Below are 23,961 nucleotides of genomic sequence, written 5' to 3' on the forward strand. Positions count from 1 at the left end.
CGATTCCTTATTTCAGCGGCGAGTTCTTACGCTCGATGCTGTAGCGCTCCAGCTCTTTGTACGGCACCACTTTGCTTTTCTTCTTGCGCACGTCGACCACGGTCATGCGGTCGGTACAGGAGTAGCACGGGTCGAGGCTGCCGATAATCAGCGGCGCGTCGGAAACGGTATTGCCGCGCAGCATATAGCGCAGGGTCGGCCAGTTGGCGTAGGTCGCCGCCCGGCAGCGCCAGCGGTACAGCTTCTGGTTGTCGCCGGTCATGCTCCAGTGGATATCATCCCCGCGCGGCGCTTCCGAGAAGCCGAGCGCGAAGCGGTGCGGAATATAGGTGAAGCCCTCCACCATCAGCGGGCCGCCCGGCAGGTTATCAAGGCCGAAGTCGATCATATTCAGCGCGGTATAGACTTCGTTGATACGCACCTTGAGGCGCGAAATCACGTCGCAGCCCTGCTCGCTGTGCACGGTCATCGGCAGCAGGCCGTAGCCGACAAACGGGTGATCGGCGCGGGTATCGCGGGCGTGGCCGCTAGCGCGCACCATCGGGCCGACGTTGCTGAAGTCGCGGGCGATTTGCGGGTCAAGACGACCGATGCCGACCGTGCGCTGCTCCATATTCGGCGTGCTGAGCAGCATATCCACCAGCTCCTGCACGTCGCGGCGCATCTGCTGCGCCAGTTGGCGGGTCTGGATCATGTCCTCTTTCAGCAGGTCGCGACGAATGCCGCCAATCAGGTTCAGGCCGTAGGTTTTACGCGCCCCGGTGAGAATTTCCGCCATCTTCATTGAGGTTTCGCGCACGCGGAAAAACTGCATAAACCCGGAGTCGAAGCCGGTAAAGTGGCAGGCGAGGCCGAGGTTCAGCAGGTGCGAGTGCAGGCGTTCCACTTCCAGCAGAATGGCGCGGATCATCTGCGCGCGTTCCGGCACCACGATCCCCATCGCATTCTCAACGGAGGTGGTGTAGGCGGTGCTGTGGGCGAAGCCGCAGATGCCGCACACGCGGTCCGACAGGAACGTCACTTCGTTGTAGCCCATGCGGGTTTCCGCCAGCTTTTCCATGCCGCGATGGACATAGAACAGGCGGTAGTCGGCATCGATAATGTTCTCGCCGTCAACGAACAGGCGGAAGTGGCCCGGTTCATCGGAAGTGACGTGCAACGGGCCAATCGGCACTACGTTGTTCTTTTTCGTGCCCAGTTCATTGATGAATTCATAGGTTTCAGCGTCGGTGGTCGGCGCCGGGCGCTGGCGATAATCCATGCTGTCTTTACGCAGCGGATACAGCTCGTCCGGCCAGTCGTCCGGCAGCACCAGGCGACGTTCGTCCGGTAGCCCTACCGGCACCAGGCCGTACATATCGCGCACTTCGCGCTCGCCCCACACGGCGGCAGGCACGCGCGGCGTCACCGACGGGTATTCCGGTTTGTTGGCGTCCACTTCCACGCGCACGGTGATCCAGCACTTCGTGCCCTGCTCCATCGACAGCACGTAGTAGACGGCGTAATGGCCGTTGAGCTTGCGTTCGTCGTTGCCGAACAGCACCGACAGCCAGCCGCCCTGTTTGTAGTACAGGAACTCGACCACTTCCGGCAGATAGTTGACCTTCACCGTCACGGTAAGCTGGTCTTTGGTCTGCCAGGCTTCATCCAGCACCACGCCCGGAAAGGCCTGATGCAGCGCGGCGAGATAGTGTTGACCGATTTTTTCTTCAGACATGCTCAAACTCTCTTAAATCACGCCACCAGCAAGGAGACGAAGGCTAAAAAGGCGAAACCAAACCCGGCCCAGGTGACGCGGGAGGTGGCGCAAAAGCGCAAACGCGCCATGCTGTTTTCGAACAGCGCAATCACCAGCACGCCAAGCACCAGCTTGACGACGGCAACCACCAGCGCCAGCAGCAGCCCGCCGACGCTAAAGCTGGTCATCTGGCCCCACGGGATAAACACGCCGACGAACATCTGCAACACCACCAGCTGTTTGAGGCTGATGCCCCACTTCAGCACCGCAAAACCGCTACCGCTGTACTCAGTGAGCGGCCCTTCCTGGAGCTCCTGCTCCGCTTCCGCCAGGTCGAACGGCAGCTTGCCCATTTCGATAAAGGTGGCGAAAGCGCAGGCGCACAGCGCCAGCCCCAGCGGAATGCTGCGGGCGGCGGGCCAGTGGTAAATGGTGTCGGTGATGCTGCTGATATGCGTCGAACCCGCCACCTGCGCCGCGACCCACAGGCCGAGCAGCAGGATCGGTTCGACCAGCACGCCGAGCATCGCTTCGCGGCTCGCCCCGATAGCGGTAAACGGGCTACCGGTATCGAGGCCGGAAATGGCGAAGAAGAAGCGGGCGATAGCGAACAGGTAGATCAGGGTGATCAGGTCCCCCAGCCCCGCCATCGGCGAATCGACGGTCACCACCGGCAGCGCGGTGGCGATGGTCAGCATCACGCCGACCATCACGTATGGCGTCAGGCGGAACACCCAGCCGGAAGCGTCCGGGCCGACGCTCTGGCGGCCCAGCAGTTTGATGATGTCGCGATACTCCTGCAACACGCCCGGACCACGGCGGTTGTGCAGACGCGCGCGGGCGACGCGAGTTACCCCGGATAACAGCGGCGCGACGGCAAACAGCGCCAGCGCCTGCAACAATGCAATTAATACGCTCATTCTCAGGCTCCTCGGGAAATCACAATCACCACCAGTACCGCCAGCTCCACCAGCGCCACGCCGCGAAACAGCGCGGGCGCGGAAGCGTTCTGCCAGCCGGGCACCAGGCGTACCGGGTTCAGCCAGTGGCGCAGCTTGAGAATCGGCGCAAAGGCTTCTTTCACCGGCATGGCGAAACCGTGGGCGGTCACCACCATGGATTTTTCATGGTCGTAACCGCAGACCCAGGCCGCGCCGCGGGAGCGCGCAGGCAGACGGTCGCCCTTGAAGAAGATCATCATCAGCAGCGGCAGCAGCGGGCAGGCAATCAGCAGAATGGCGATCAGCGGCTGGGAGACAACGCTGGAGACTTCCGCCTGCACCGGAAACGCCCCGCTCACCAGCGGCAGCAACCACGGCGCGGCAACCCCGCCAATCACGCAGCAAACGGCAGAAAGCACCACGCTAAAAGTCATCAGCCCCGGCGCGCAGGTAGCGTTTTCCGCCTCTTTACTGCGCGGCGCGCCGAGGAAGGTGACGCCGTAGACTTTCGCCATACACATCACCGCCAGGGCGCCGGTAATCGCCAGGCCCACCGCCAGCAGCGGCCCCAGCAGGCGGCCAACAAACGCGTCGCCGGTGCTCAGCTTGAAGAAGGACTGATAGATCACCCACTCCCCGGCAAAACCGTTCAGCGGCGGCAGCGCGGCCATCGCCATCAGGCCCACCAGCATGGAGAGCGAAATCAGCGGCATTTTCTTGCCGATGCCGCCGAGCTTTTCGATATCGCGATGACCGGTGCGGAACCACACTGCCCCCGCGCCGAGGAACAGGGTGGTTTTAAACAGGCTGTGGTTGATCAGGTGATACATGCCGCCGATAAAACCCAGCACCATCAGGGTCGGGTTATGGGTCGCCACGCCGGTGACGAACGCCCCGAGGCCGAGCAGGATAATGCCGATATTTTCCAGGGTGTGGTACGCCAGCAGGCGCTGAATATTGTGCTCCATCAGGGCGTACAGTCCGCCGACGAAGGCGGTGATCATCCCCAGCACCAGCAGCATCACGCCCCACCACAGCGGCGGTACGCTACCGGCCAGCGACACCGTCAGGATGCCGTAGAGACCGACCTTCATCACCACCGTGGAAAACAGCGCGGCGGCCGGCGCGCTGGCGCCGGCGTGAGCCTGCGGCGCCCAGCCGTGCAGCGGAATGACCCCGGCCAGCAGCGCAAAGCCGATCAGGCCTGGCAGCCACAGCAGCGCGTTTTGCGGTACCGCCAGCGCCAGCTGGTTAATCTGCGCCAGCTCAAGGGTGCCGTAGGACGACCACACCAGCCAGCAGCTCCACGCCATCAGCAGCGTACCCAGACGCCCCAACGCAAACCACAGCTTGCCGGACTGCGCGCAGCCGGTAAGAAACGCGGCGCACAGGGCCATAATCTCCGCCATCACCACCAGCGCGCCGAAGTTCGTCACCACCACCGCGCAGACGGCGGCGGCCAGCAGCAGATTCACCAGCAGGCCGTTGGCTTTGACCTGCGAGTGGCGATGCCAGGCGATATTGAACAGCGAAATCGGCAGCGCCGACAGGCCGATCGCCAGCAGCCACAGCGCGTTGACGCCGCCCACGCGCAGGGTCAGGTGCAGCATCTGCAGCATACCGCCGCTGACGCGCTCCGGCATCAGCAGCGCCGTTCCGCCCGCCAACACCAGCATCGCGCTGGCAACCGCGCCGCCGATCCCGGCGATCGCCCCGCTCAGCGGTTTGCGCAGGGCGAACAGAAATGCCAGCACCGCGCTGGCGGCGTACCAGGCCACCGCCTGATTCACTAAGGAAATCACACTCATTTCACGTCCCCTTGTTGCGCCTGGAACAGCGACAGATCGCCGAGGTCGGTATTAAAAGTCAGCTGCCGCTTACGCTTGCTGGCCTGGGCGATATCGCGGATATCCACCAGCAGCAGCGCGTTAGTCGGGCAGGTGCGAACGCACGCCGGGCCCTGCTCGTCGAAGTGGCACAGGTCGCATTTAACGGCGATAGCGCGCACGCCCGGCACCCAGTCGAGCAGCGTGCTGACGCGGGCCGGCGCCGGCGGCGCGGCGGGGGCCATGGGGGTATTGGCGTTAGCCGGTATATCCAGCGGACGGCTGCCGGAAAACTCAATGGCGCCGAACGGACAGGCGATGCCGCACAGCTTGCAGCTTACGCACAGGCTCTCATTAAGCTGCACCGCGCCATCGACGCGATTAATGGCGCTAACCGGGCAGACGGCGGCGCAAGGCGCATCTTCACAGTGGTGGCACATCTGCGGCGCGGATTCTTTTTCATTGCGCATTAAATGCAGCCGGGGCATGGCTTGCAGGCCATGCTGGCGGTGAGTCTCAGCGCAGGCGGCTTCGCAGGTGCGACAGCCGATACAGACGGTGGAGTCAGCAATTACAAAACGGTTCACCGGGTCATCCTCGGGTGAAAGTCATTTTTGACGAAAACAGGTTGCGCAGGTGTCAGCTTCGACACTTGTCGACACCTGACGATTAACGGGCCAGCGTCAGGTGGCTTAAATCCACCGGCTGGTCTTGTTCGATAGCCTCATAGAGACGGTCGTAAACGCTGGCGATAGTCGCCAGATAGTGCTCGAGAACCTGCTCGCGGTCGCGGTTGCTGATCCGGCCATCGATAGTGCCATCCGAGCCCAGCGTGGCCTGGGCGATCAGACGCCTGTCGTCGCCGTTTTTGGTTTCCACGTAATACTCGATGGTGTGGCTGTTAAACCCTTCCGCCAGCGCGACGTAGACCTGAAAATGGCCAAACAGGACGAAGCACAGTTCTTTATCCGGCGCGCAGCTCATGGCGTGATGCAGACGCGCTTTCGACAGGGTTATTCCCTGTACCAGGGAGTTGCAATAGGTGTGCCACTGCTCCTGATGCTGGCGGTGACGATCGGCGATGTAGTCCGCCTTTTCACTTAATTCCCAAATAGTCATCCCGGATCCCCCGTTGTATGAGATGCACCGGTTAAGCATTTTCCATGCCAAAAATTAATTTATTGATTTTAAATGAATTTATTAAATACCGGACGGCAGAAAGACATGTCGATGACGATATCTGACGCGCGTCATCGACATTTCCGTGACATTACCTGTGACCTGGCATCGTTATTGCATTAAAGGGCCATCGCGATACGGAGGCACCATGCACGAAATCACCCTTAGCCAGCGGGCGCTGGAAATTATCGAACAGCAGGCGCAGCAGGCCGGCGCGCGTCGGGTCACCGGCGTGTGGCTGAAGGTCGGGGCGTTTTCCTGCGTGGAGGCCAGCGCGCTGACCTTCTGCTTTGAGCTGGTGTGCCGCGGCACGCTGGCGGAAGGCTGCGAGCTGCATATCGCCGAGCAACAGGCTGAATGCTGGTGTGAAACCTGCCAGCAGTACGTGCATCTCATCTCGCAGCACGTGCGCCGCTGCCCGCAGTGTCAGAGCGACCGGCTGCAAATTGTGGCGGATGACGGCTTACAGATTCAGCGAATAGAAGTAACTCAGGAGTGACATATGTGTACAACCTGCGGCTGCGGTGAAGGCAACCTTTATATAGAAGGCGATGAGCATAACCCGCATTCGGCGTTTCGCAGCGCCCCCTTCGCGCCTGCCCCGCGCCAGATGATGAACATTACCGGCGTGAAAACCGATAACTTTTCCCCCACCCGCTCGGCAGCGGGCGACCTGCACTACGGTCACGGCGAGGCGGGTACCCACGCGCCGGGCCAAAGCCAGCGGCGGATGCTGGAAGTGGAAATCGACGTGCTGGATAAAAACAACCGTCTGGCCGCCCGCAACCGCGCGCGCTTCGCCGCTAAAAACCAGCTGGTGCTGAACCTGGTCTCCAGCCCGGGCTCCGGCAAAACCACCCTGCTGACGGAAACCCTGCTGCGGCTGAAAGCGAAAACCGCCTGCGCGGTGATTGAAGGCGATCAGCAAACGGTGAACGACGCCGCGCGCATCCGCGCCACCGGCACCCCGGCGATTCAGGTCAACACCGGCAAAGGCTGCCATCTCGACGCGCAGATGATCGCCGACGCCGCGCCGCGCCTGCCGCTGGATGACCGCGGGATCCTGTTTATCGAAAACGTCGGCAACCTGGTGTGCCCGGCGAGCTTCGACCTCGGCGAACGCCATAAAGTGGCGGTGCTGTCGGTCACCGAAGGCGAAGACAAACCGCTGAAGTATCCGCATATGTTCGCCGCCGCCAGCCTGATGCTGCTCAACAAGGTCGACCTGCTGCCGTATCTCAACTTTGACGTGGAGAAATGTCTGGCCTGCGCTCGCGAGGTGAACCCGGATATTGACATCATCCTGCTCTCCGCCACCAGCGGCGAAGGCATGGACCAGTGGCTCAGCTGGCTGGAGGCGCAGCAATGTGCATAGGCATTCCCGGACAAATCTGCGCCATTGACGGCAATCTGGCGAAGGTCGAAGTGTGCGGCATTCAGCGCGAAGTCGATCTCACCTTAGTCGGCGCGGTCGACGACCGCGGTCAGCCGCGTCTCGGCCAGTGGGTGCTGGTCCACGTGGGTTTCGCCATGAGCGTAATCAACGAAGCCGAAGCCCGCGACACCCTCGAAGCGCTGCAAAATATGTTTGAAGTCGAGCCGGACGTCGGCGCGCTGCTGTACGGCGAGGAGCGGTAAATGCGTTATGTCGATGAATACCGCGCGCCGGAACAGGTGATGCAGCTGGTGGAGCATCTCCGGCAGCGGGCGCGCCTGCTGCCGCATACCGCCGACCGTCCGCTGCGCATTATGGAAGTGTGCGGCGGCCATACCCACGCCATTTTTAAATTCGGCCTCGACCAGCTGCTGCCGGAAAATATCGAGTTTATTCACGGCCCCGGCTGCCCGGTGTGCGTGCTGCCGATGGGACGCATCGACGCCTGTATCGATATCGCCAGCCGTCCGGGGGTGATTTTCTGCACCTTTGGCGACGCCATGCGCGTGCCGGGAAAAAACGGCTCCCTGCTGCAGGCGAAATCGCGCGGCGCCGACGTCCGCATCGTCTATTCGCCGATGGACGCCCTGAAGCTGGCGCAGCAGAACCCCGAACGTGAAGTGGTGTTCTTCGGCCTTGGTTTTGAAACGACGATGCCCGCCACCGCCCTGACCCTGCGCCAGGCCCGCGAGCGCGGCGTCGCCAACTTCTACTTTTTCTGCCAGCACATCACCCTGCTGCCGACCCTGCGCAGCCTGCTCGACCAGCCGGATAACGGTATCGACGCTTTTCTCGCCCCCGGTCACGTCAGCATGGTGATTGGCACCGACGCCTACGGCTTTATCGCCAGCGACTATCATCGTCCTTTAGTGGTGGCCGGATTCGAACCGCTTGATCTACTGCAAGGCGCGGTGATGCTGGTTGAGCAGACAATAGCGCGGCACAGCGACGTGGAGAACCAGTATCGCCGGGTGGTGCCCGATGAGGGCAATCCGCTGGCGCAGTCGGCCATCGCCGAGGTGTTTTGCCTTAGCGGCGATAGCGAGTGGCGCGGGCTGGGGGTGATTAGCGACTCCGGCGTGCATCTGACGGCGGCATACCAGCGCTTCGACGCCGAGGCGCATTTCCGCCCGGCGCCGCAGCGGGTCAGCGACGACCCGCGCGCCCGCTGCGGCGAGGTGCTGACCGGCCGCTGTAAGCCGCACCAGTGCCCGCTGTTCGGCAAGACCTGCAACCCGCAGAGCGCGTTCGGCGCGCTGATGGTCTCATCGGAAGGCGCCTGCGCCGCCTGGTATCAATATCGCAGTCAGGAAATCGAAGCATGAAAAGCGTTCAGTTAGCCCACGGTAGCGGCGGTCAGGCGATGCAGCAGCTGATCGGCGACCTGTTTATGCAAGCTTTCGCCAACCCCTGGCTGGCGGAGCAGGAGGATCAGGCGCGTCTCGATCTCACCCAGCTTAGCGCGCAGGGCGACAGGCTCGCCTTCTCCACCGACAGCTACGTCATCGATCCGCTGTTTTTTCCCGGCGGCAATATCGGCAAGCTGGCGGTGTGCGGTACGGCCAACGATGTGGCGGTGAGCGGCGCGCTGCCGCGCTATCTCTCCTGCGGGTTTATTCTCGAAGAGGGGCTGGAGATGGCCACCCTCGAAGCGGTGGTGAACAGCATGGCGCAGACCGCCCGGGAGGCCGGTATCGCCATTGTCACCGGCGATACCAAAGTGGTGCCGCGCGGGGCGGCGGATAAGCTGTTTATCAATACCGCCGGGATCGGCGTGATCCCCACCGGTATTCGCTGGGGGGCGCAGCAGATTAGCGCCGGCGACGTGCTGCTGGTCAGCGGTACGCTTGGCGATCACGGGGCGACTATCCTCAACCTGCGCGAGCAAATGGGGCTGGACGGCGCGCTGTCCAGCGACTGCGCGGTGCTGACGCCCTTGATTCAGACGCTGCGCGACGTCGCTGGCGTGAAAGCCCTGCGCGATGCCACCCGCGGCGGGGTTAACGCGGTGGCCCACGAGTTCGCCGCCGCCAGCGGCTGCGGGATTGAGCTGTATGAGAATAAGCTGCCGGTGAACGAGACCGTGCGCGGCGTGTGCGAGCTGCTGGGGCTGGACGCGCTGAATTTTGCCAACGAAGGCAAGCTGTTGATCGCCGTCGCCCGCGAAGCGGCGGAAAGCGTACTTGCGCATTTACGGTCTCATCCGTTAGGCCGCGATGCGGCGATAATCGGCGACGTTGTGGCGCGCGCGGGCGTGCGCTCCATCGGCCTGTACGGCGTCAAACGTACGCTGGATCTTCCTCACGCCGAGCCGCTGCCGAGAATTTGTTAACGAGATTCAGGAGCTTTCCCGGAGGCGGCGCGATGCGCCTGTCCGGGCTACCCTAACCCGGATCGCACGAACCTGTAGCCCGGACAGATGCGCAGCATCGCCTCCGGGGAAAAATTAGGATCTCTGCATGATTATCCCGCCCAAACCCGCGGGCAACTGCGGATGGGTGGACGGCGGTCACAACCGCTTTATAAACAGACTATTATTTGTGTCATCACTTTCTTCTGCGCCGCTTTGCGGCGCTTTTGGACTTAAGCAATGTCGTATACACCGATGGGCGATCTTGGGCAGCAGGGTCTGTTTGATATCACCCGCATTTTATTACAGCAGCCGGATCTGGCCGCGCTGAGCGAGACGCTGACCGGCCTGGTGCAGCAGTCCGCGCTCGCCGACCGGGCGGCGATTATTCTGTGGCATTCCGGCAACCATCGCGCGACAAGGCACGCCTGCGACGATGCCGGGCATCCGGTGAGCTATGAAGATGAAACCGTCCTCGCCAACGGCCCGGTTCGTCGTCTGCTGTCCCGACCGGATGCGCTGCATTGCGATAGCGCCACCTTTGCCGAGACCTGGCCGCAGCTGGCCCGAAGCGGACTCTATCCCACCTTTGGCTATTACTGCCTGCTGCCGCTGGCGGCGGAAGGCCGCATCTTCGGCGGCTGCGAATTCATCCGCGATGACAACCGGCCATGGACTGAAAAAGAGTACCAGCGGCTGCACACTTTTACGCAAATCGTCGCCGTGGTGACCGAGCAGATCCAGAGCCGGGTCAGCAATAACGTCGATTACGACCTGCTGTGCCACGAGCGCGATAACTTCCGCATCCTCGTGGCGATCACCAACGCCGTGCTCTCGCGGCTGGATATCGACGAGCTGGTCAGCGAAGTGGCCAAAGAGATCCACCGCTACTTCCGCATCGATGCCATTAGCGTAGTGCTGCGCAGCAACCGCAAAGGCAAGCTCAACATCTACTCCACCCACTACCTCGACGCCAGCCATCCGGTGCACGACCAGAGCGAAGTGGATGAAGCCGGTACCCTGACCGAGCGGGTCTTCAAAAGTAAAGAGATGCTGCTGCTCAATCTGCACGAGCATGACCCGCTGGCGCCGTACGAAAAAATGCTTTTCGAGATGTGGGATAACAAAATTCAGACCCTGTGCCTGCTGCCGTTGATGTCCGGCAATACCCTGCTCGGGGTGCTGAAGCTGGCGCAGTGCGATGAGAAAGTGTTCACCACCACCAATCTTAAGCTGCTGCGGCAAATCGCCGAGCGCGTCTCGATCGCCATCGACAACGCCCTCGCCTACCGCGAAATTCAGCGCCTGAAGGAGCGGCTGGTCGATGAGAACCTCGCCCTGACCGAACAGCTCAACAACGTGGAGAGCGAGTTTGGCGAAATCATTGGCCGCAGCGAGGCGATGAACAGCGTGCTCAAGCAGGTGGAGATGGTGGCGCACAGCGACAGCACGGTGCTGATCCTCGGCGAAACCGGCACCGGTAAGGAGCTGATTGCCCGCGCTATTCATAATCTGAGCGGCCGCAATAGCCGGCGGATGGTCAAAATGAACTGCGCGGCGATGCCCGCCGGGCTGCTGGAAAGCGACCTGTTTGGCCACGAGCGCGGCGCCTTCACCGGTGCCAGCGCGCAGCGTATCGGCCGTTTCGAACTGGCGGACAAAAGCTCGCTGTTTCTCGATGAAGTGGGCGATATGCCGGTGGAGCTGCAGCCGAAGCTGCTGCGCGTCCTGCAGGAGCAGGAGTTCGAGCGTCTCGGCAGCAATAAGCTGATTCACACCGACGTGCGCCTGATCGCCGCGACCAACCGCGATCTTAAGCAGATGGTCGCCGATCGCGAATTTCGCAGCGATCTCTACTATCGGCTGAACGTCTTCCCGATCCACCTGCCGCCGCTGCGCGAGCGGCCGGACGATATTCCGCTGCTGGTGAAGGCCTTCACCTTTAAAATCGCCCGCCGTCTGGGACGCAATATCGACAGCATTCCGGCGGAAACGCTGCGCCTTCTCAGCCGCATGGAGTGGCCGGGCAACGTGCGTGAGCTGGAAAACGTCATTGAGCGCGCGGTGCTGCTGACCCGCGGCAGCGTGCTGCAGCTCTCCTTGCCGGAAATGAACATCGAGCCGCAGCCGCTGGCGGCAGAAGTGCTGCCGGAGGAAGGCGAAGATGAATACCAGCTGATTGTCCGGGTGCTGAAAGAGAGCAACGGCGTGGTCGCCGGACCGAAGGGCGCGGCCCAGCGTCTGGGATTAAAGCGCACCACTTTGCTTTCGCGCATGAAACGGTTGGGCATTCATAAAGACCAGCTGCAGTAGGCGTATCTTCAGAACGCTGTTTCATTTTGATTTTAATGAAACAGCGTTCTGTGAAGCAACTCGCGTTACCCGCCGCTCATCGATGATAAATAAGCCTTTTCCTTAATGGAGATGCTTATGACGCGTTTACCTCTGGCCGCCGCCATCGCTTTGCTGTTCTCTTCTCAGGCGGCATTTTCCTCTCTGCCCACTTTTTCTGTCTGGCCCGGCGGTGAAGCGCCCGGCGCGAAAAACAGCCCGGCGAGTGAATCGCTGGTGGAGCGCAGCAAAGACCCCTCGCTGCCCGATCGCGCGGTCACCGGCGTTCGCGCTCCGACAATTACCATTTACGCGCCGGAGAAGCCCAACGGTATCGCGCTGCTGGTGACGCCGGGCGGCTCTTATCAGCGGGTGGTGCTGGATAAAGAGGGCAGCGATCTCGCCCCGGTGTTTAACGCCCGGGGCTATACCCTGTTTGTGATGACCTACCGGATGCCCGCGGACGGTCATGCGGAGGGCAGCGATGCGCCGCTGGCCGATGCGCAGCGCGCGCTGCGTACCCTGCGGGCGCGGGCCGCCGAGTGGCATATCGACCCGCATAAAATCGGCATTATGGGCTTTTCCGCCGGGGGGCACGTGGCGGCCAGCCTGGAGATCCGCTATAGCGAACCGGCTTACGCCGCCGTGGATGCCATCGACCAGCAGAGCGCGCGGCCGGACTTCGCGGTGCTCGGCTATCCGGTGATTTCGATGGATCCGGCGATTGCCCATCCCGGATCGCGCAAGGCGTTGATTGGCGAAACGCCGACGGCGGAGCGGCAGCATCGTTATTCACCGGAGCAGAACGTCACGCCGCAGACGCCGCCGACCTTTATTTTCCACGCGGTAGACGATCCTTCGGTGCCGGTGGATAACGCGCTGGTGATGTTTAACGCCCTGCGCGCGCATCAGGTGCCGACCGAGCTGCATCTGTTCGCCGAGGGGAAACACGGATTTGGCATTCGCGGGACCCGGGGCCTGCCCGCCGCCGAGTGGCCGCAACTGGCGATGAACTGGATAGCTTCGCTGGCGGAAATGAACAAATAGCGCCGATAATCCCCGGCTCGCGGCTGACGCCTTAGCCGGGCTACCTGTCCGCAGACGGCGGGGACCTCGTAGCACCGGTGGGTACGGCTTCCCGGAGGCGATGCTGCGCATCTGTCCGGGCTACAAGTTCGTGCGGTTTGGTAGCCCGGACAGGCGCGTCAAGCGCCGCCTCCGGGGGATTTTGCAGAGCTATTTATCAGAACTAAAACCGTTGCTGGTCGCCAGCTCGGCAAACCACAGCGCGTTGCGCTTTATCTGCCGCTCTCCGGTTTGCAGATTAAGCCGCCAAAAACCGTAGCGCCGCTTGAACGAATTAATCCACGACCAGTTATCGATAAACGTCCACTGATGCACGCCAAAACAATTCGCGCCGTCGGCTATCGCGCGATGCAGCTGCACCAGATGCTCTTCCATCAGGCCGATGCGGAACGAATCGTCAATCACCCCGTCTTCGCCCGGTTCGCCTTCCGAATCAATATCCATCGCGATGCCGATTTCCGCGAGGAACCACTTTTTATTGCCGTAGTTATCGCGAATATTGGCGGCAATGTCATAAATCGCCTGCGGCAGAATCTCATTATTATCGCGATAAGGATTAAAGCGCCCTTCTGGATTCACGTAGTTTTCGAAATAGAACTCCGGGGTGAAATAGTCCAGCGTATAGTCGCTTTCGCGTGCCTTGACCCGCCGCGGAACGTAATAGTTAACGCCGAGAAAATCGACGCGCGATCCGCTAATCAGCTCCACGTCGGCTTTTGTCACCTCCGGCAGGCAGTCGTGCGCGGCCAGAATTTCGCACAGCTCTTTCGGGAACTGATGCTTCACCAGCGGATCGAGAAAGCTGCGGTTGAAAAACAGATCCGCATACCACGCCGCTTTTTTATCCTCAGCGCTGTCGTTACGGGTATAGGAGGGCGTCAGGTTCAGCACCACGCCAATCTCGCTCTCCAGCGCCAGCGTGCGAAACTCGCGCACCGCTTTGGCGTGGGCCAGCATAATGTTAAACGCCACCTGCGCCGCCAGCCTGCCGTCTTTCTTGCAGGGATAGTGGAAGTCGTACAGATAGCCGCCCTCAACCGGCACAATCGGCTCGTTGAAGGTGATCCAGTATTTCACTTTGTGACCAAACAGCTCGAAGGCGGTGCGGGCAAAACGCGCGAAGAGATCCGTCACGTGCGCCGACTCAAAGCCGCCGTACTGCTTTTGCAGCGCTTCCGGCATATCAAAGTGATAGAGGTTAATCATCGGCTCAATGCCGTTTTCGATCATCTCATCAAGGTAGGCATGATAGAAACGCACCGCGTCCGGATTGGGCGCGCCGGTTTCGAAATCGTCAATCAGCCGCGACCACTGAATCGAGGTGCGAAAGGAGTTGAATCCGGTCCGCTTCATCAACGCCACGTCCTGAGGATACTGATGATAGGTATCGCAAACGGTTTGCGGCCCAATCTGCTGATAAAAACGTTCCGGCTGTTCGGCAAACCAGCTGTCCCAAATAGAACGGTGCGGCTTGTTGCTGATGCCTTCCGTTTGCGGACCGGATGCCGCCGCGCCCCAAAAAAAGCCTTCCGGAAACTGATACCGGGTCATAACGCCTCCTGTAAGTTAAAAAAGGCCGCACCCGACGGGCGCAGCCAATAAGCACTACTCTGCAACCACTTCAATCGATTTGATAAACATATAGCCCCAGTCGCCGGCGAATTTACCGAAGTCGATGCGGTTATCGCCGGCCTTCAGCTCGACCGGCACCAGTTGCTGCTGGCCCTGTTCATCGGTCTGCGGGAACTCAACCGCGATTGGCGCGCCGCCGTTGACAATAAACGAGTTTTTCTTGCCGCCCCATTTGCCGCTGAACGTTACCCGCAGCAGATACTTGCCGGCCCACGGCGCGGAAACCTGCCAGCTCACCTTATCGCCGTCGTTGGCGAACGGCCCGAGGAAGCCGTCTTCGTCAATCGTCAGCGCGTCTTTCTCGCTTTTCGCCGCCTCAATCTTGCCCTCGGTCACGTGCAATACCCCACCGCCAAAACGGCAGTAGTCGGCGGGGACTTTACCGGCGGCTTCCGTCACCGTGACCTTTACGGTTTTGCTGCTTTTGAGCAGGCCGTCATCGGCGCTAAAGGTCAGCGCATATTCACCGGGGGCGCTGAACCAGGCGCGGGTTTCGGCTTTATCCGTCGTGCAGAAATGAGCCTGCGCGCTGCCGCCGTTGCTCCAGTTCACCTTTACGTCGCGGTCCGGGAGCCCGTCATCGCGCCAGCTCGCGCTCAGCTGCACGCCCTGATCCTGGCTGGTGGTGAGCGTCTCCGCCAGCGCGACTACCGGCGCCTGATTCGCCTGGGTGTGCTTCACGCTAATCACGTTCGAAGGCGCTGAGCTGCCGCTCTCGTTCTTAGCGATGACGCGGTAATAGTACGTATTCCCCAGTTGCAGACTGCGATAGTCATCGCGGAACAGATCCATCGTCTGCGGGTTCCACTCGTTAACGCCATCGGAAATATCGCGCCCCACCACTTTCCACGGCCCGGATGCCGAATCAGCGCGCTCGACATCATAAGCGCGCCCTACCGCCGCCCCCAGCCAGTTGATAGCAAACGGTGAATCCGTCGCCCGCAGCGTCGGCGCATCCGGTTTCGGCAGCGGCGGCGCGTTCTCCTGCCCGTTCATCTGCGCCGCGGCGGTCCGCACCAGGTCGACCACTTCCATTTCCTCATTGGCCTTACCTTCCATCGGGAAGCCCGGCAGATGGTAGCTGTAGTGGCCGGTGGACTCTTTATGCCAGTAGAAACCGCCATCGTGACGATGACCGCGGAAGCCCCAAATCAAGCCGCCCGCCGCCTGCGCGCCGTTGACTTCGCTATGCACGATCGACTGCATAATGGCGTTAAGCTGCTGCGCGTCCAGCAGGCCGAATTCGCCCACCATATAGACTTTTTTACCCGCTGCCGCCGTCAGGTCTTTTTTCACCTGATCGGGATGGTTGTTATCGGCATTGGTGTAGTAGTGGTTGCTGACGATATCGACATTAGGATCGTTGAGCGCAAACCCGTTAATTTTCTTGTAGGTGCCATCGACCACCAGCTGATGCGGCGCCCACTTTTTGATCCACGCGGCGGTCTGCTGAAGGAACGCCGCGTTGGTGTCTTCCAGTTCGTTGCCGGTCTCCCAGGCCATAATCGCTTTTTCGTCGAAATAAGGACGACCGGTCACGCTGTTGGTACGGGTGATAACCTGGCGAATCACGTCAAGATAGGCCTTGAAGGTTTTACTGTCGGTACGGTAAAAATCCTCCGGCTTTTCGTGGTAGAACGCCGCCAGCTGCTCGCGACCGCCCCACCACCACCAGTGATCGATAAACGGCAGGATCAGGCGCAGCCCCTGTTTGTCCGCCTCGGCGATCATGTTGTCGTATACCCGCATCGCCTTTTCGTTCAGGCGCGGCATGCCGTCGGTGGTTTCCGGGGCCAGAATATGGGTTTCGCGACCGCAGGCCTCGTCAAACGTCTGCTGCACCGAGAGCACGTATACCCGCTGCGCCCTGGCGCCGGTTTGCACCATCGCCTTAATCCAGTTTTCCTGCTCTTCCGCCGTCGGCCAGCGGAAGTATTGCCCCCAGCCGCGCGTGTCGGCCTTACAGGTACCGCGCGCATCGTCCTCGATACGGTGCAGCTCCGGCGCGTGGATGCCCGCAAAGCGGAAAACCTTGTCGCCGTCTTTTAGCGTCGCGCCGTCGCGGGTAATAAAGTGTTCAAAGTGCGAGCGCTCTGCGGCCATCGCGCCTGCGCTTCCCAGCGCCGAAAGCAGCGCGACGAGCATCAGTTTTGTCACCGGCTTAATCATCGTTATCTCTCCTTAGAACCAGACTTCGGCCTGCACGCCAAAGTTCAGCGTGTCGGTGTCGCCGCTGCGCGAGTAGCCGCCTGCGGAAATAGTATTGGTGTCCCAGTTATAGTTGCCGTCCAGCGCGTCGGACACGCCTTTGTCCCACTTCGCGTAAGTGACGAAGAAGCGCAGCTGCGGGCGAGTCCAGAAGCCGGAATCAAAGGTCAGGGTCGGCGCGATGGTCACTTTCGTCAGGCCGCCTTTGCCTTTGCCTTTACCGTCCACGCCTTTGTAGTTTTTATCGTTGAGATATTCGTAGCCCAGCTCGTACTGCATGGCGAAGTTTTTGGTGATCTGCTGGTACGGGCGGATCCCCGCCACCCAGCTGGTGCGTCCCCAGCCGTCGGCATCTTCCGTCCACCAGCGGTAGTTTTTGTCTTTCTGATAGTAGGCAAACGTGGAGATTTCCCAGTCGCCGAGCGAGGCCATGTTATCCAGCACCACGCGCCAGGACTGGGTATCGTCGAGGTTTGCCCAGCCCCAGCCGTTTTTACCCAGCGAGTCCCCCGCCGCCAGGCCGCGCCCGTACTGGAAGACCACGCGAGAGTAGCCGCCGGTCAGGCCGTAAAAACCGTCAAAGTTGTAGACGCCGGTTACGCCGTAGCCCTTTTCCGCCGAGGTCGGGTGCTTCTCATTGCGGTTCATGTGGTGGCCAATCAGCTCAAGGTCGAAGCCGGTGCCGCCGATCTTTTTCAGCCACAGGTTGAGCGAGTAGTCATCCGGATAGCCCTGATCGCCTTTGTCGACCGGGTAGGCTTTGGTTTCGTCGGTTGGCGAGAAGGCGTAAACCCCGGCATCGAAGCGCGCGAAGCCAAGATCCATATTGTCGAAGCCGCCGCCGGTACCGTTGTACTGAATGTACTCCCAGTCGAACTGGTGGCTGGAGGTGTTGGAGCTGCTGTAGCGCTTACCGGCCCAGAAGGTCATTTCCGGCGCGAAGTCGAGGTTTGACAGTTCGGCGAAACCTTCGCGGAACTGCACATCATGCCCGTCGTCATCCTGACAGTTCCAGTCGGAGGTGCATTTCGACTGATGGGTAATGTTGGCCTGGACTTTAGCCACCACGCCGCTGTCCGAGGTTAACGTCACCGTCGGGATCAGTTCGATCTTGGTATCCTCTTCGTTGCCCAGACGCCACTTGCCGTCCGGCATCAGGCCAACGGAGTCGGCGCGGTTGCCGTCGGCGTTGGCGAGGATCCCCGAACGGATGTAGCCGTGGAGCATAAAATCGTACTTCGGATCGGCGATGGCGCAGTCGCTCATCACCGCGAGGGCGAGTAAAGACAGAGGTATTGAATGATTTAGCCTGATCATTTTTATTCCTTGGTTATTTTTTTATTAACACTGCCTGAGAACGGGAGGAAATTTACGGATCAAAATTGGAAATGTACATCCATTAACGGAAAGCGCTTTCCGTAATTGCCGGATGAGTTCACAATTTTAACGAGAGCGGGCGAATATTCGTGATGAGGTTCACATAATCCGGCAGAAATAAAAAAGCCCGCGCGCGGCGGGCTGTGGCAGGCAGGCGAAAAGCTTAGCGTTCGGCGTCGGCGAGCTGGCGTTCGTAGACCTTGAAGAACGGACGATAGAGCATCCAGGCGTTAAAAATGGCAAACAGGCACATGCATAAGTTTTTCCAGCTGCCGTTGGCTGACCACGCCGCGCCGAGCGGCGCCGGCATCGACCACGGCAGCATCGCCACCGCCCGATCGAGAATCCCCAGTTGGGTTAAATACCAGGCGATACAGGCATTTATCAGCGGCACAAACAGAAACGGCAGCAGAAAGACCGGGTTCATGATAATCGGAAAACCAAACAGTATCGGCTCATTGATATTAAACAGCGAGGGGAGCAAGCCAATTTTCCCCACGCTTTTCAGCTGCCGCGAACGGCTGCGCATCGCCATAAACACCAGCGGCAGGGTGGAGCCGATGCCGCCGATCAGCAGGTAAAAATCCCAGAATCCCTGCAGGTAAATATGCGGCAGCGTGGCGGAACCGGCGGCCAGCGCCTGCTGGTTTTCAAACAGATAGGTCATCCAGAATGGGTTCATAATCCCGGTGATAATCAGCGCCCCGTGAATGCCGACAAACCAAAGCAGGTTACAGATAAACAAAGAGATTAATACCGCGGTTAAGGTGTCGGACGCCACCACCAGCGGCCGCACCGCTTCGCTAATCAGCTCCGGTAAAATGCGCCCGGTGCTCTGCAACAGCAGCGCGTTGATGACGCTGATAGAGAGCATCACCACCAGCAGCGGGATCAGCAGCTGAAAGCCGTTGCGGGTCATCACCGGCACCTCTTCCGGCAGGCGGATGCACCAGCCTTTTTTGTAGAAGAAGCGCACGATCTCAATGGAGTAAGTACTTGAAATCAGCGCGGTAAAAATCCCCATCCCGCCAAGATAAAGATTGGCCGCGCCGTTGCCGCGAAAGCCGATAAACAGCAAGAACGCCAGGCAGCCGGTCAGCCCGCAGAGCCGCTCCGGCAGCCGGTACTGCTTGGCAAGACTGGCGCTGGCGCCGAAGGCCACAATCAGCGCCACCAGCCCGATGGTCAGTTCGAAAGTCGGCAGCAGAATGGGACGCAGCTGGAAATAGAACTGGCCGAAAAACGATGCGCCGTCGATGGAAACGGGCGGAAACAAAATCGGCACCAGCAAACTTCCGACAATCACAAACGGCATCGCCAGCGCAAAGCTGTCGCGCATCGCCGTGATGTGGTTATTGCGTGTCAGAACGTTGGCCAGTGGCGCCAGACGCTGCTCGATGATGTCGACGGCAACATTCATCAACTGAATGTTCATAATCCTGCCTTTCAGAATAGGTTGGTCGCCAGGATGATCGCGCACTCCCGGGTAAAGTAAAAGCCCGTCATAGGTGATCGTGGTCACAATAAATAAATCCACAATTGGAAAGCGCTTTCCGTTTTATATCCGTTATGACTATAGTCGGCGCATCCATCTCATCAGGAGCGATATATGAAAAAGATAATGTTGTGCTGTTCCGCGGGCATGTCCACCAGCCTGCTGGTGAAAAAAATGATCGCCGAAGCCGAGCAGCGCGGTCTACCGGTGGAGATCAACGCCTTCGGCGTCGCGGAATTCGATCGGCAGGTCGGCCATTACCAGGTGGTCCTGCTGGGGCCGCAGGTGAAATACATGCAGAAAGATCTGCAAAAACAGGCGGATAAATACGGGATCCGCGTGGAGCCCATCAACATGATGGATTACGGCATGCAGAAAGGCGGCGCCGTGCTGGATTTCGCGCTTTCCCTTATCGATAACAAAAACTAAGGAAAGATCATGAGCTCTCTGTACGCGAAGCTGATCGCCGTGATTGAACAGAAGATCACCCCTATGGCGGGGGCGATCGGCCAGCAAAAATACGTCACCTCCATCCGCGACGGTTTTATTACCGCCCTGCCCTTTATGATCGTCGGCTCGTTTTTGCTGGTCTTTATTTTCCCGCCTTTTTCTCCGGATACGACGTGGGGTTTTGCCCGCGCCTGGCTGCAATTTTCCCTCGATCATCGCGATGCGCTGATGCTGCCATTTAACTTCAGCATGGGGGTGATGACGCTGTTTATCGCCGTCGGGATCGCCGCCAGCCTGGCGAAACACCACAATCTGGACTCGCTGACCGCCGGGATGCTGTCGCTGATGTCGTTTCTGCTGGTGGCCGCGCCGCTGAAGGATGGCCAGATCTCCACCGCCTACTTCTCGGGTCAGGGGATCTTTACCGCGATTCTGGTGGCGATTTACTCCACCGAACTGTACGCCTTCCTCAAGCGGCACAACATTACGATCCGTCTGCCGCCTGAAGTTCCGGCGGGCGTAGCGCGCTCGTTTGAAATTCTGATCCCGGTGCTGGCGATCGTGCTGACGCTGCATCCGCTGAATCTGTTTATCGAAGCGCAGCTGGGAATGATTATCCCGGAAGCGATCATGTCGCTGGTGAAACCGCTGGTGGCGGCTTCCGATACCCTACCGGCGATTCTGCTGTCGGTGCTGGTGTGCCAGGTGCTGTGGTTTGCCGGGATCCACGGGGCGCTGATCGTCACCGGGATCATGAATCCATTCTGGATGGCGAACCTGTCGATCAACCAGGCGGCGATGGCCGCAGGCACCGCGATCCCGCATATCTACGTCCAGGGCTTCTGGGATCACTACCTGCTGATCGGCGGCGTCGGATCCACCCTGCCGCTGGCGCTGATGCTGCTGCGCAGCAAGGCCGTGCATCTGCGAACGATTGGCCGGATGGGCGTGGTGCCGGGCGTATTTAACATCAACGAGCCGATTCTGTTTGGCGCGCCGATCATCATGAACCCGCTGTTCTTCCTGCCGTTCGTGCTGGTGCCGATGATCAACGCGACCCTGGCCTACTTTGCGCTGAAGCTGGACCTGGTGAGCCGCGTGGTGTCGATGACGCCGTGGACGACGCCTGCCCCTATCGGCGCCTCATGGGCGGCGAACTGGAGCTTTAGCCCGGTGATCATGTGCCTGATCTGTATGGCGACGGCGATGGTGATGTACCTGCCGTTCCTCAAAGCCTACGAAAAACAGCTGCTTGAGCAGGAGCACGCTAACGCGGCCGCCCAGGCCGAAAGCGCGCCGCAGTCCGCATAATTCATACTATTCAGAGGGTTGTCATGGAATTAGAAGAACAGGTGATGGGTATCATCATCAACGCCGGCCAGTCGCGTAGCCTGTGCTACGAAGCGTTGAGCTGCGCTAAAGCGGGGGATTTCACCGCCGCCGACGAAAAAATGAAAGAAGCGGCGCATTTCGCCCGCGAGGCGCATCGGGTGCAGACCCAGCTGATTGAGGCCGACGAGGGAGAGGGTAAAACCAAAATGACCCTGGTGATGGTTCACGCTCAGGATCATCTGATGACCTCAATTCTGGCGAAAGAGCTGATCGGCGAACTGATCGCCATTTACCGCTCGCGACCGCTGCACGCGTAGAGTTCCTCCTCTCCAGGGGAGAGGAGGTGACGTAGCCCGGGTAAGGCGTTTACGCCGCGACCCGGGAAAACGGTAAATTTTCATGTCATCTGGCTGACTTCCCGGCTCGCGCTGCGCTTAGCCGGGCTACCTGGACTGCACGCGTAGCCTCCTCCCGGAGAAAACCGGCTGGCCTCGGGAAACCGTCTACCACGATTAAGGACAACCATGCTACATCTCGGTTTAGACATCGGCGGCACCAAAATGGAAGCCGTCCTGCTCAACGCGGCGGGCGAATGCGTCTATCGCCAGCGCCGTCCGACACATAAAGAGAGCTACGACGCGTTTATGCAGCAGCTGCTCGGGCTGATTGAGAGCGTCCGCGCCTGGAGCGAGCGTCCGTTTACCCTCGGTATCGGCCTGCCGGGGGCTATCGACCCGCAAAGCGGCCTGATTAAAAACTGTAACTGTCTGGTGCTTAACGGCCACGACCTACGCCACGACCTGATGCGGGAGCTCGGTCAATCGGTATGGATGGCGAACGATGCCGACTGCTTCACCCTCTCTGAAGCGGTGGACGGCGCGGGTGCCGGGGCGACGACCGTATTCGGCGTCATCATCGGCACCGGCTGCGGCGGCGGCGTCGCGGTGAACCAACGGCTGCTCAGCGGGCCTAACGCCATCGCTGGCGAATGGGGACACAACCCCCTGCCGGGCTACCGCCCCGAGCGCGACGGCCCGGCGCAGCCCTGCTACTGCGGAAAAGAGAACTGCATCGAAAGCTTTATTTCCGGCACCGGCTTTGCCCGCCGCTACGGCGCGCAGGCGCGATCCGAAGCGATTATCGCCGCCGCGCAAAACGGCGCTCCCCTGGCGCTGGCCCACTGGCGGCATTTTATCGACGCTTTCGCCCGCAGCCTGGCGTCGGTAATCAATATCCTCGATCCGCAGGTGATTGTGCTGGGCGGCGGGCTCTCCAACGTCGGGCAAATCTATGAGCAGCTGCCGTCGGCAATCGTCCCGTATCTCTTCTCCGATAGCTGCCGGACGCAGATCAAACAGGCCCGCTTCGGCGACGCCAGCGGCGTGCGCGGCGCGGCCTGGCTACCGGTTCTGGACAGCGCTGAAGGCCGCCGGCGGTAGACACTTTTTTCAGCAGGTATGCTAAGCTAGGCGAAAATATTCAGACAGAAAATGCCATGCCAACCATTGATGATGTTTCAAGATTAGCGAATGTCTCCCGAGCGACGGTATCCCGCGTGCTGACCGGCACCAGGGGCGTGCGCGAAGAGAGCCGGGAAGCGGTTCTGCGCGCGGTAGAAGAACTTAACTACCGCCCGAGCTTTGCCGCGCAAAACCTCGCCAGTCAGACATCCAATCACGTGGGGCTGGTGATCCCGGCGAACGATGACAGCAGCGGCGCGCGCCTGCTGCCGATGCTCTCATTAGCGCTAAAGGGGCTAAATAAAAACCTGATTGTTCAGTACGTGACGGATGCGGCGGAACAGGCGGCGGTGGTTGACGATTTACAGCGCCAGTGCGTGGCGGTGGTGGTGCTCGGCGCCGTCCCGGCGGAGGCGCCGCGCAACGTGATCTCCTTTGACCGTTTCAGCATTGCCGGAGTCAATAATCAGGGCTACGACTACACTTTCGCCACCGAAAGCGCCTGCCGCTACGTGATCGGCAAGGGCCATCGCAATATCGCGCTGCTCGTTGATAACGACAGCGATGACGCCAGCCGCCAGATGCTCGAAGGTTATCGCAACGTTCTGCAAAACTACTCCATCCCTTTTAACCGGCAGCTGATGCTGGCGGCCAACGATAACGTTGAACAGGCGCTGCTGACGCTGATTAACAGCTTCAGCAAATACTCGGTGATTATCGTGAAACGGGACCGCTACGCCGCCGAAGCGATGCGCCTGCTGCGCGAGTTCAACGTTGCCGTACCGCAGGAGGTCTCGCTGCTGAGCCTGGAGGATTCCCCCCTCGCCTCGCTGCTCAATCCGCCGCTCACCTGTATTTCCTGGCCGCTGGAGCAGCTGATGGAGAACTGCCTGCAGCGTATTCGTAACCTGATTGACGAGCGCCCCACCTTCTCCGCCGAAGGCCGTACGCTGGCGGGGCGCCTGATCCCGCGCCAGTCGGTGGCCGATCTCTCCTGATTCTAGCGTCCGGCCTTCCGCGTGGCCGGGCCTTTCCTCTCGCGCCGCTGGTTCCCACGCTAATCATTCGCCTCACATCTAAATAAGAATTATTTTCATTTATAAATAGCGTGTGCTATATAA

The 23,961-nt window shown here is 60.3% G+C and carries 21 protein-coding genes; 12 read left to right on the forward strand and 9 right to left on the reverse strand.

Annotation, left to right across the window (positions count from 1 at the left end):
• Positions 1-7 precede the first annotated feature (7 nt).
• The 5 genes from hycE to hycA form a co-directional block, all read right to left on the reverse strand.
• A complete protein-coding gene (gene hycE, locus BWI76_RS22320; protein WP_004134338.1) occupies positions 8-1,717 on the reverse strand; it encodes a formate hydrogenlyase subunit HycE in 1,710 nt (569 codons plus the stop codon).
• 17 nt (positions 1,718-1,734) lie between these two features.
• On the reverse strand, positions 1,735-2,658 hold the full coding sequence (locus tag BWI76_RS22325) for a respiratory chain complex I subunit 1 family protein (RefSeq protein WP_004134333.1): 924 nt from the start codon (positions 2,656-2,658) through the stop codon (positions 1,735-1,737).
• A 2-nt stretch (positions 2,659-2,660) separates the two neighbouring features.
• Positions 2,661-4,487: a formate hydrogenlyase subunit 3 gene (gene hycC / locus BWI76_RS22330; protein WP_004134332.1), complete on the reverse strand. Its 1,827-nt coding sequence runs from the start codon at positions 4,485-4,487 to the stop codon at positions 2,661-2,663.
• The gene (locus tag BWI76_RS22335) at positions 4,484-5,092 is read right to left on the reverse strand and encodes a 4Fe-4S dicluster domain-containing protein (RefSeq protein WP_004134331.1); all 609 of its coding nucleotides are present in this window, start codon (positions 5,090-5,092) and stop codon (positions 4,484-4,486) included. The genes hycC and BWI76_RS22335 overlap by 4 nt, the downstream gene beginning before the upstream one ends.
• An 82-nt stretch (positions 5,093-5,174) precedes the next feature.
• A complete protein-coding gene (gene hycA, locus BWI76_RS22340; protein ID WP_004134329.1) occupies positions 5,175-5,624 on the reverse strand; it encodes a formate hydrogenlyase regulator HycA in 450 nt (149 codons plus the stop codon).
• A 208-nt stretch (positions 5,625-5,832) separates the two neighbouring features.
• On the opposite strand from hycA, the gene hypA reads away from it, so the two are divergent.
• From hypA to BWI76_RS22375, 7 genes are all read left to right on the forward strand, one after another.
• Positions 5,833-6,183 carry a hydrogenase maturation nickel metallochaperone HypA gene (gene hypA, locus BWI76_RS22345; RefSeq protein ID WP_004134327.1) on the forward strand — a complete coding sequence of 117 codons (351 nt, stop codon included), beginning with the start codon at positions 5,833-5,835 and terminating at the stop codon, positions 6,181-6,183.
• Positions 6,184-6,186: 3 nt separating this feature from the next.
• On the forward strand, positions 6,187-7,059 hold the full coding sequence (gene hypB / locus BWI76_RS22350) for a hydrogenase nickel incorporation protein HypB (RefSeq protein ID WP_004134325.1): 873 nt from the start codon (positions 6,187-6,189) through the stop codon (positions 7,057-7,059).
• On the forward strand, positions 7,050-7,322 hold the full coding sequence (locus tag BWI76_RS22355) for a HypC/HybG/HupF family hydrogenase formation chaperone (RefSeq protein WP_004104861.1): 273 nt from the start codon (positions 7,050-7,052) through the stop codon (positions 7,320-7,322). Before hypB ends, BWI76_RS22355 begins: the two co-directional genes overlap by 10 nt.
• Positions 7,323-8,444 carry a hydrogenase formation protein HypD gene (gene hypD / locus BWI76_RS22360; protein WP_004134323.1) on the forward strand — a complete coding sequence of 374 codons (1,122 nt, stop codon included), beginning with the start codon at positions 7,323-7,325 and terminating at the stop codon, positions 8,442-8,444.
• Positions 8,441-9,451, forward strand: coding sequence for a hydrogenase expression/formation protein HypE (gene hypE / locus BWI76_RS22365; RefSeq protein WP_004134322.1), 1,011 nt, complete (start codon positions 8,441-8,443; stop codon positions 9,449-9,451). The genes hypD and hypE overlap by 4 nt, the downstream gene beginning before the upstream one ends.
• Before the next feature lie 258 nt (positions 9,452-9,709).
• Entirely contained in the window at positions 9,710-11,782 is a 2,073-nt protein-coding gene (gene flhA, locus BWI76_RS22370) for a formate hydrogenlyase transcriptional activator FlhA (RefSeq protein WP_004134321.1), read from the forward strand.
• Between the two features lie 117 nt (positions 11,783-11,899).
• Entirely contained in the window at positions 11,900-12,847 is a 948-nt protein-coding gene (locus BWI76_RS22375) for an alpha/beta hydrolase (protein WP_004134317.1), read from the forward strand.
• A 189-nt stretch (positions 12,848-13,036) separates the two neighbouring features.
• On the opposite strand, the gene BWI76_RS22380 is transcribed toward BWI76_RS22375, so the two are convergent.
• The 4 genes from BWI76_RS22380 to BWI76_RS22395 form a co-directional block, all read right to left on the reverse strand.
• A complete protein-coding gene (locus BWI76_RS22380; protein WP_064371626.1) occupies positions 13,037-14,437 on the reverse strand; it encodes a glycoside hydrolase family 1 protein in 1,401 nt (466 codons plus the stop codon).
• A 54-nt stretch (positions 14,438-14,491) separates the two neighbouring features.
• The gene (locus tag BWI76_RS22385; RefSeq protein ID WP_049088679.1) at positions 14,492-16,687 is read right to left on the reverse strand and encodes a CBM35 domain-containing protein; all 2,196 of its coding nucleotides are present in this window, start codon (positions 16,685-16,687) and stop codon (positions 14,492-14,494) included.
• A 12-nt stretch (positions 16,688-16,699) separates the two neighbouring features.
• Positions 16,700-18,043 carry a maltoporin gene (locus BWI76_RS22390; RefSeq protein ID WP_064371627.1) on the reverse strand — a complete coding sequence of 448 codons (1,344 nt, stop codon included), beginning with the start codon at positions 18,041-18,043 and terminating at the stop codon, positions 16,700-16,702.
• A 223-nt stretch (positions 18,044-18,266) separates the two neighbouring features.
• Positions 18,267-19,538: a PTS sugar transporter subunit IIC gene (locus BWI76_RS22395; RefSeq protein WP_024358455.1), complete on the reverse strand. Its 1,272-nt coding sequence runs from the start codon at positions 19,536-19,538 to the stop codon at positions 18,267-18,269.
• A 174-nt stretch (positions 19,539-19,712) separates the two neighbouring features.
• Here BWI76_RS22395 and BWI76_RS22400 point away from each other — a divergent pair, with 174 nt between their 5' ends.
• The 5 genes from BWI76_RS22400 to BWI76_RS22420 all read left to right on the forward strand — a co-directional run bounded on the left by BWI76_RS22400 (position 19,713) and on the right by BWI76_RS22420 (position 23,838).
• Positions 19,713-20,027, forward strand: coding sequence for a PTS sugar transporter subunit IIB (locus tag BWI76_RS22400; protein ID WP_004134312.1), 315 nt, complete (start codon positions 19,713-19,715; stop codon positions 20,025-20,027).
• Positions 20,028-20,036: 9 nt separating this feature from the next.
• Positions 20,037-21,359, forward strand: a complete 1,323-nt coding sequence (locus BWI76_RS22405) for a PTS cellobiose transporter subunit IIC (RefSeq protein ID WP_004134311.1) — start codon at positions 20,037-20,039, stop codon at positions 21,357-21,359.
• A gap of 23 nt (positions 21,360-21,382) precedes the next feature.
• Positions 21,383-21,697, forward strand: coding sequence for a PTS lactose/cellobiose transporter subunit IIA (locus tag BWI76_RS22410; RefSeq protein WP_004134302.1), 315 nt, complete (start codon positions 21,383-21,385; stop codon positions 21,695-21,697).
• Positions 21,698-21,904: 207 nt separating this feature from the next.
• Positions 21,905-22,819: an ROK family protein gene (locus BWI76_RS22415; RefSeq protein WP_064371628.1), complete on the forward strand. Its 915-nt coding sequence runs from the start codon at positions 21,905-21,907 to the stop codon at positions 22,817-22,819.
• A 56-nt stretch (positions 22,820-22,875) separates the two neighbouring features.
• The gene (locus BWI76_RS22420) at positions 22,876-23,838 is read left to right on the forward strand and encodes a LacI family DNA-binding transcriptional regulator (protein WP_049085408.1); all 963 of its coding nucleotides are present in this window, start codon (positions 22,876-22,878) and stop codon (positions 23,836-23,838) included.
• Positions 23,839-23,961 lie beyond the last annotated feature (123 nt).

Origin of the sequence: Klebsiella sp. M5al, assembly GCF_002090195.1 — a bacterium.
GTDB classification, from domain to species: Bacteria; Pseudomonadota; Gammaproteobacteria; order Enterobacterales; family Enterobacteriaceae; genus Klebsiella; species Klebsiella grimontii.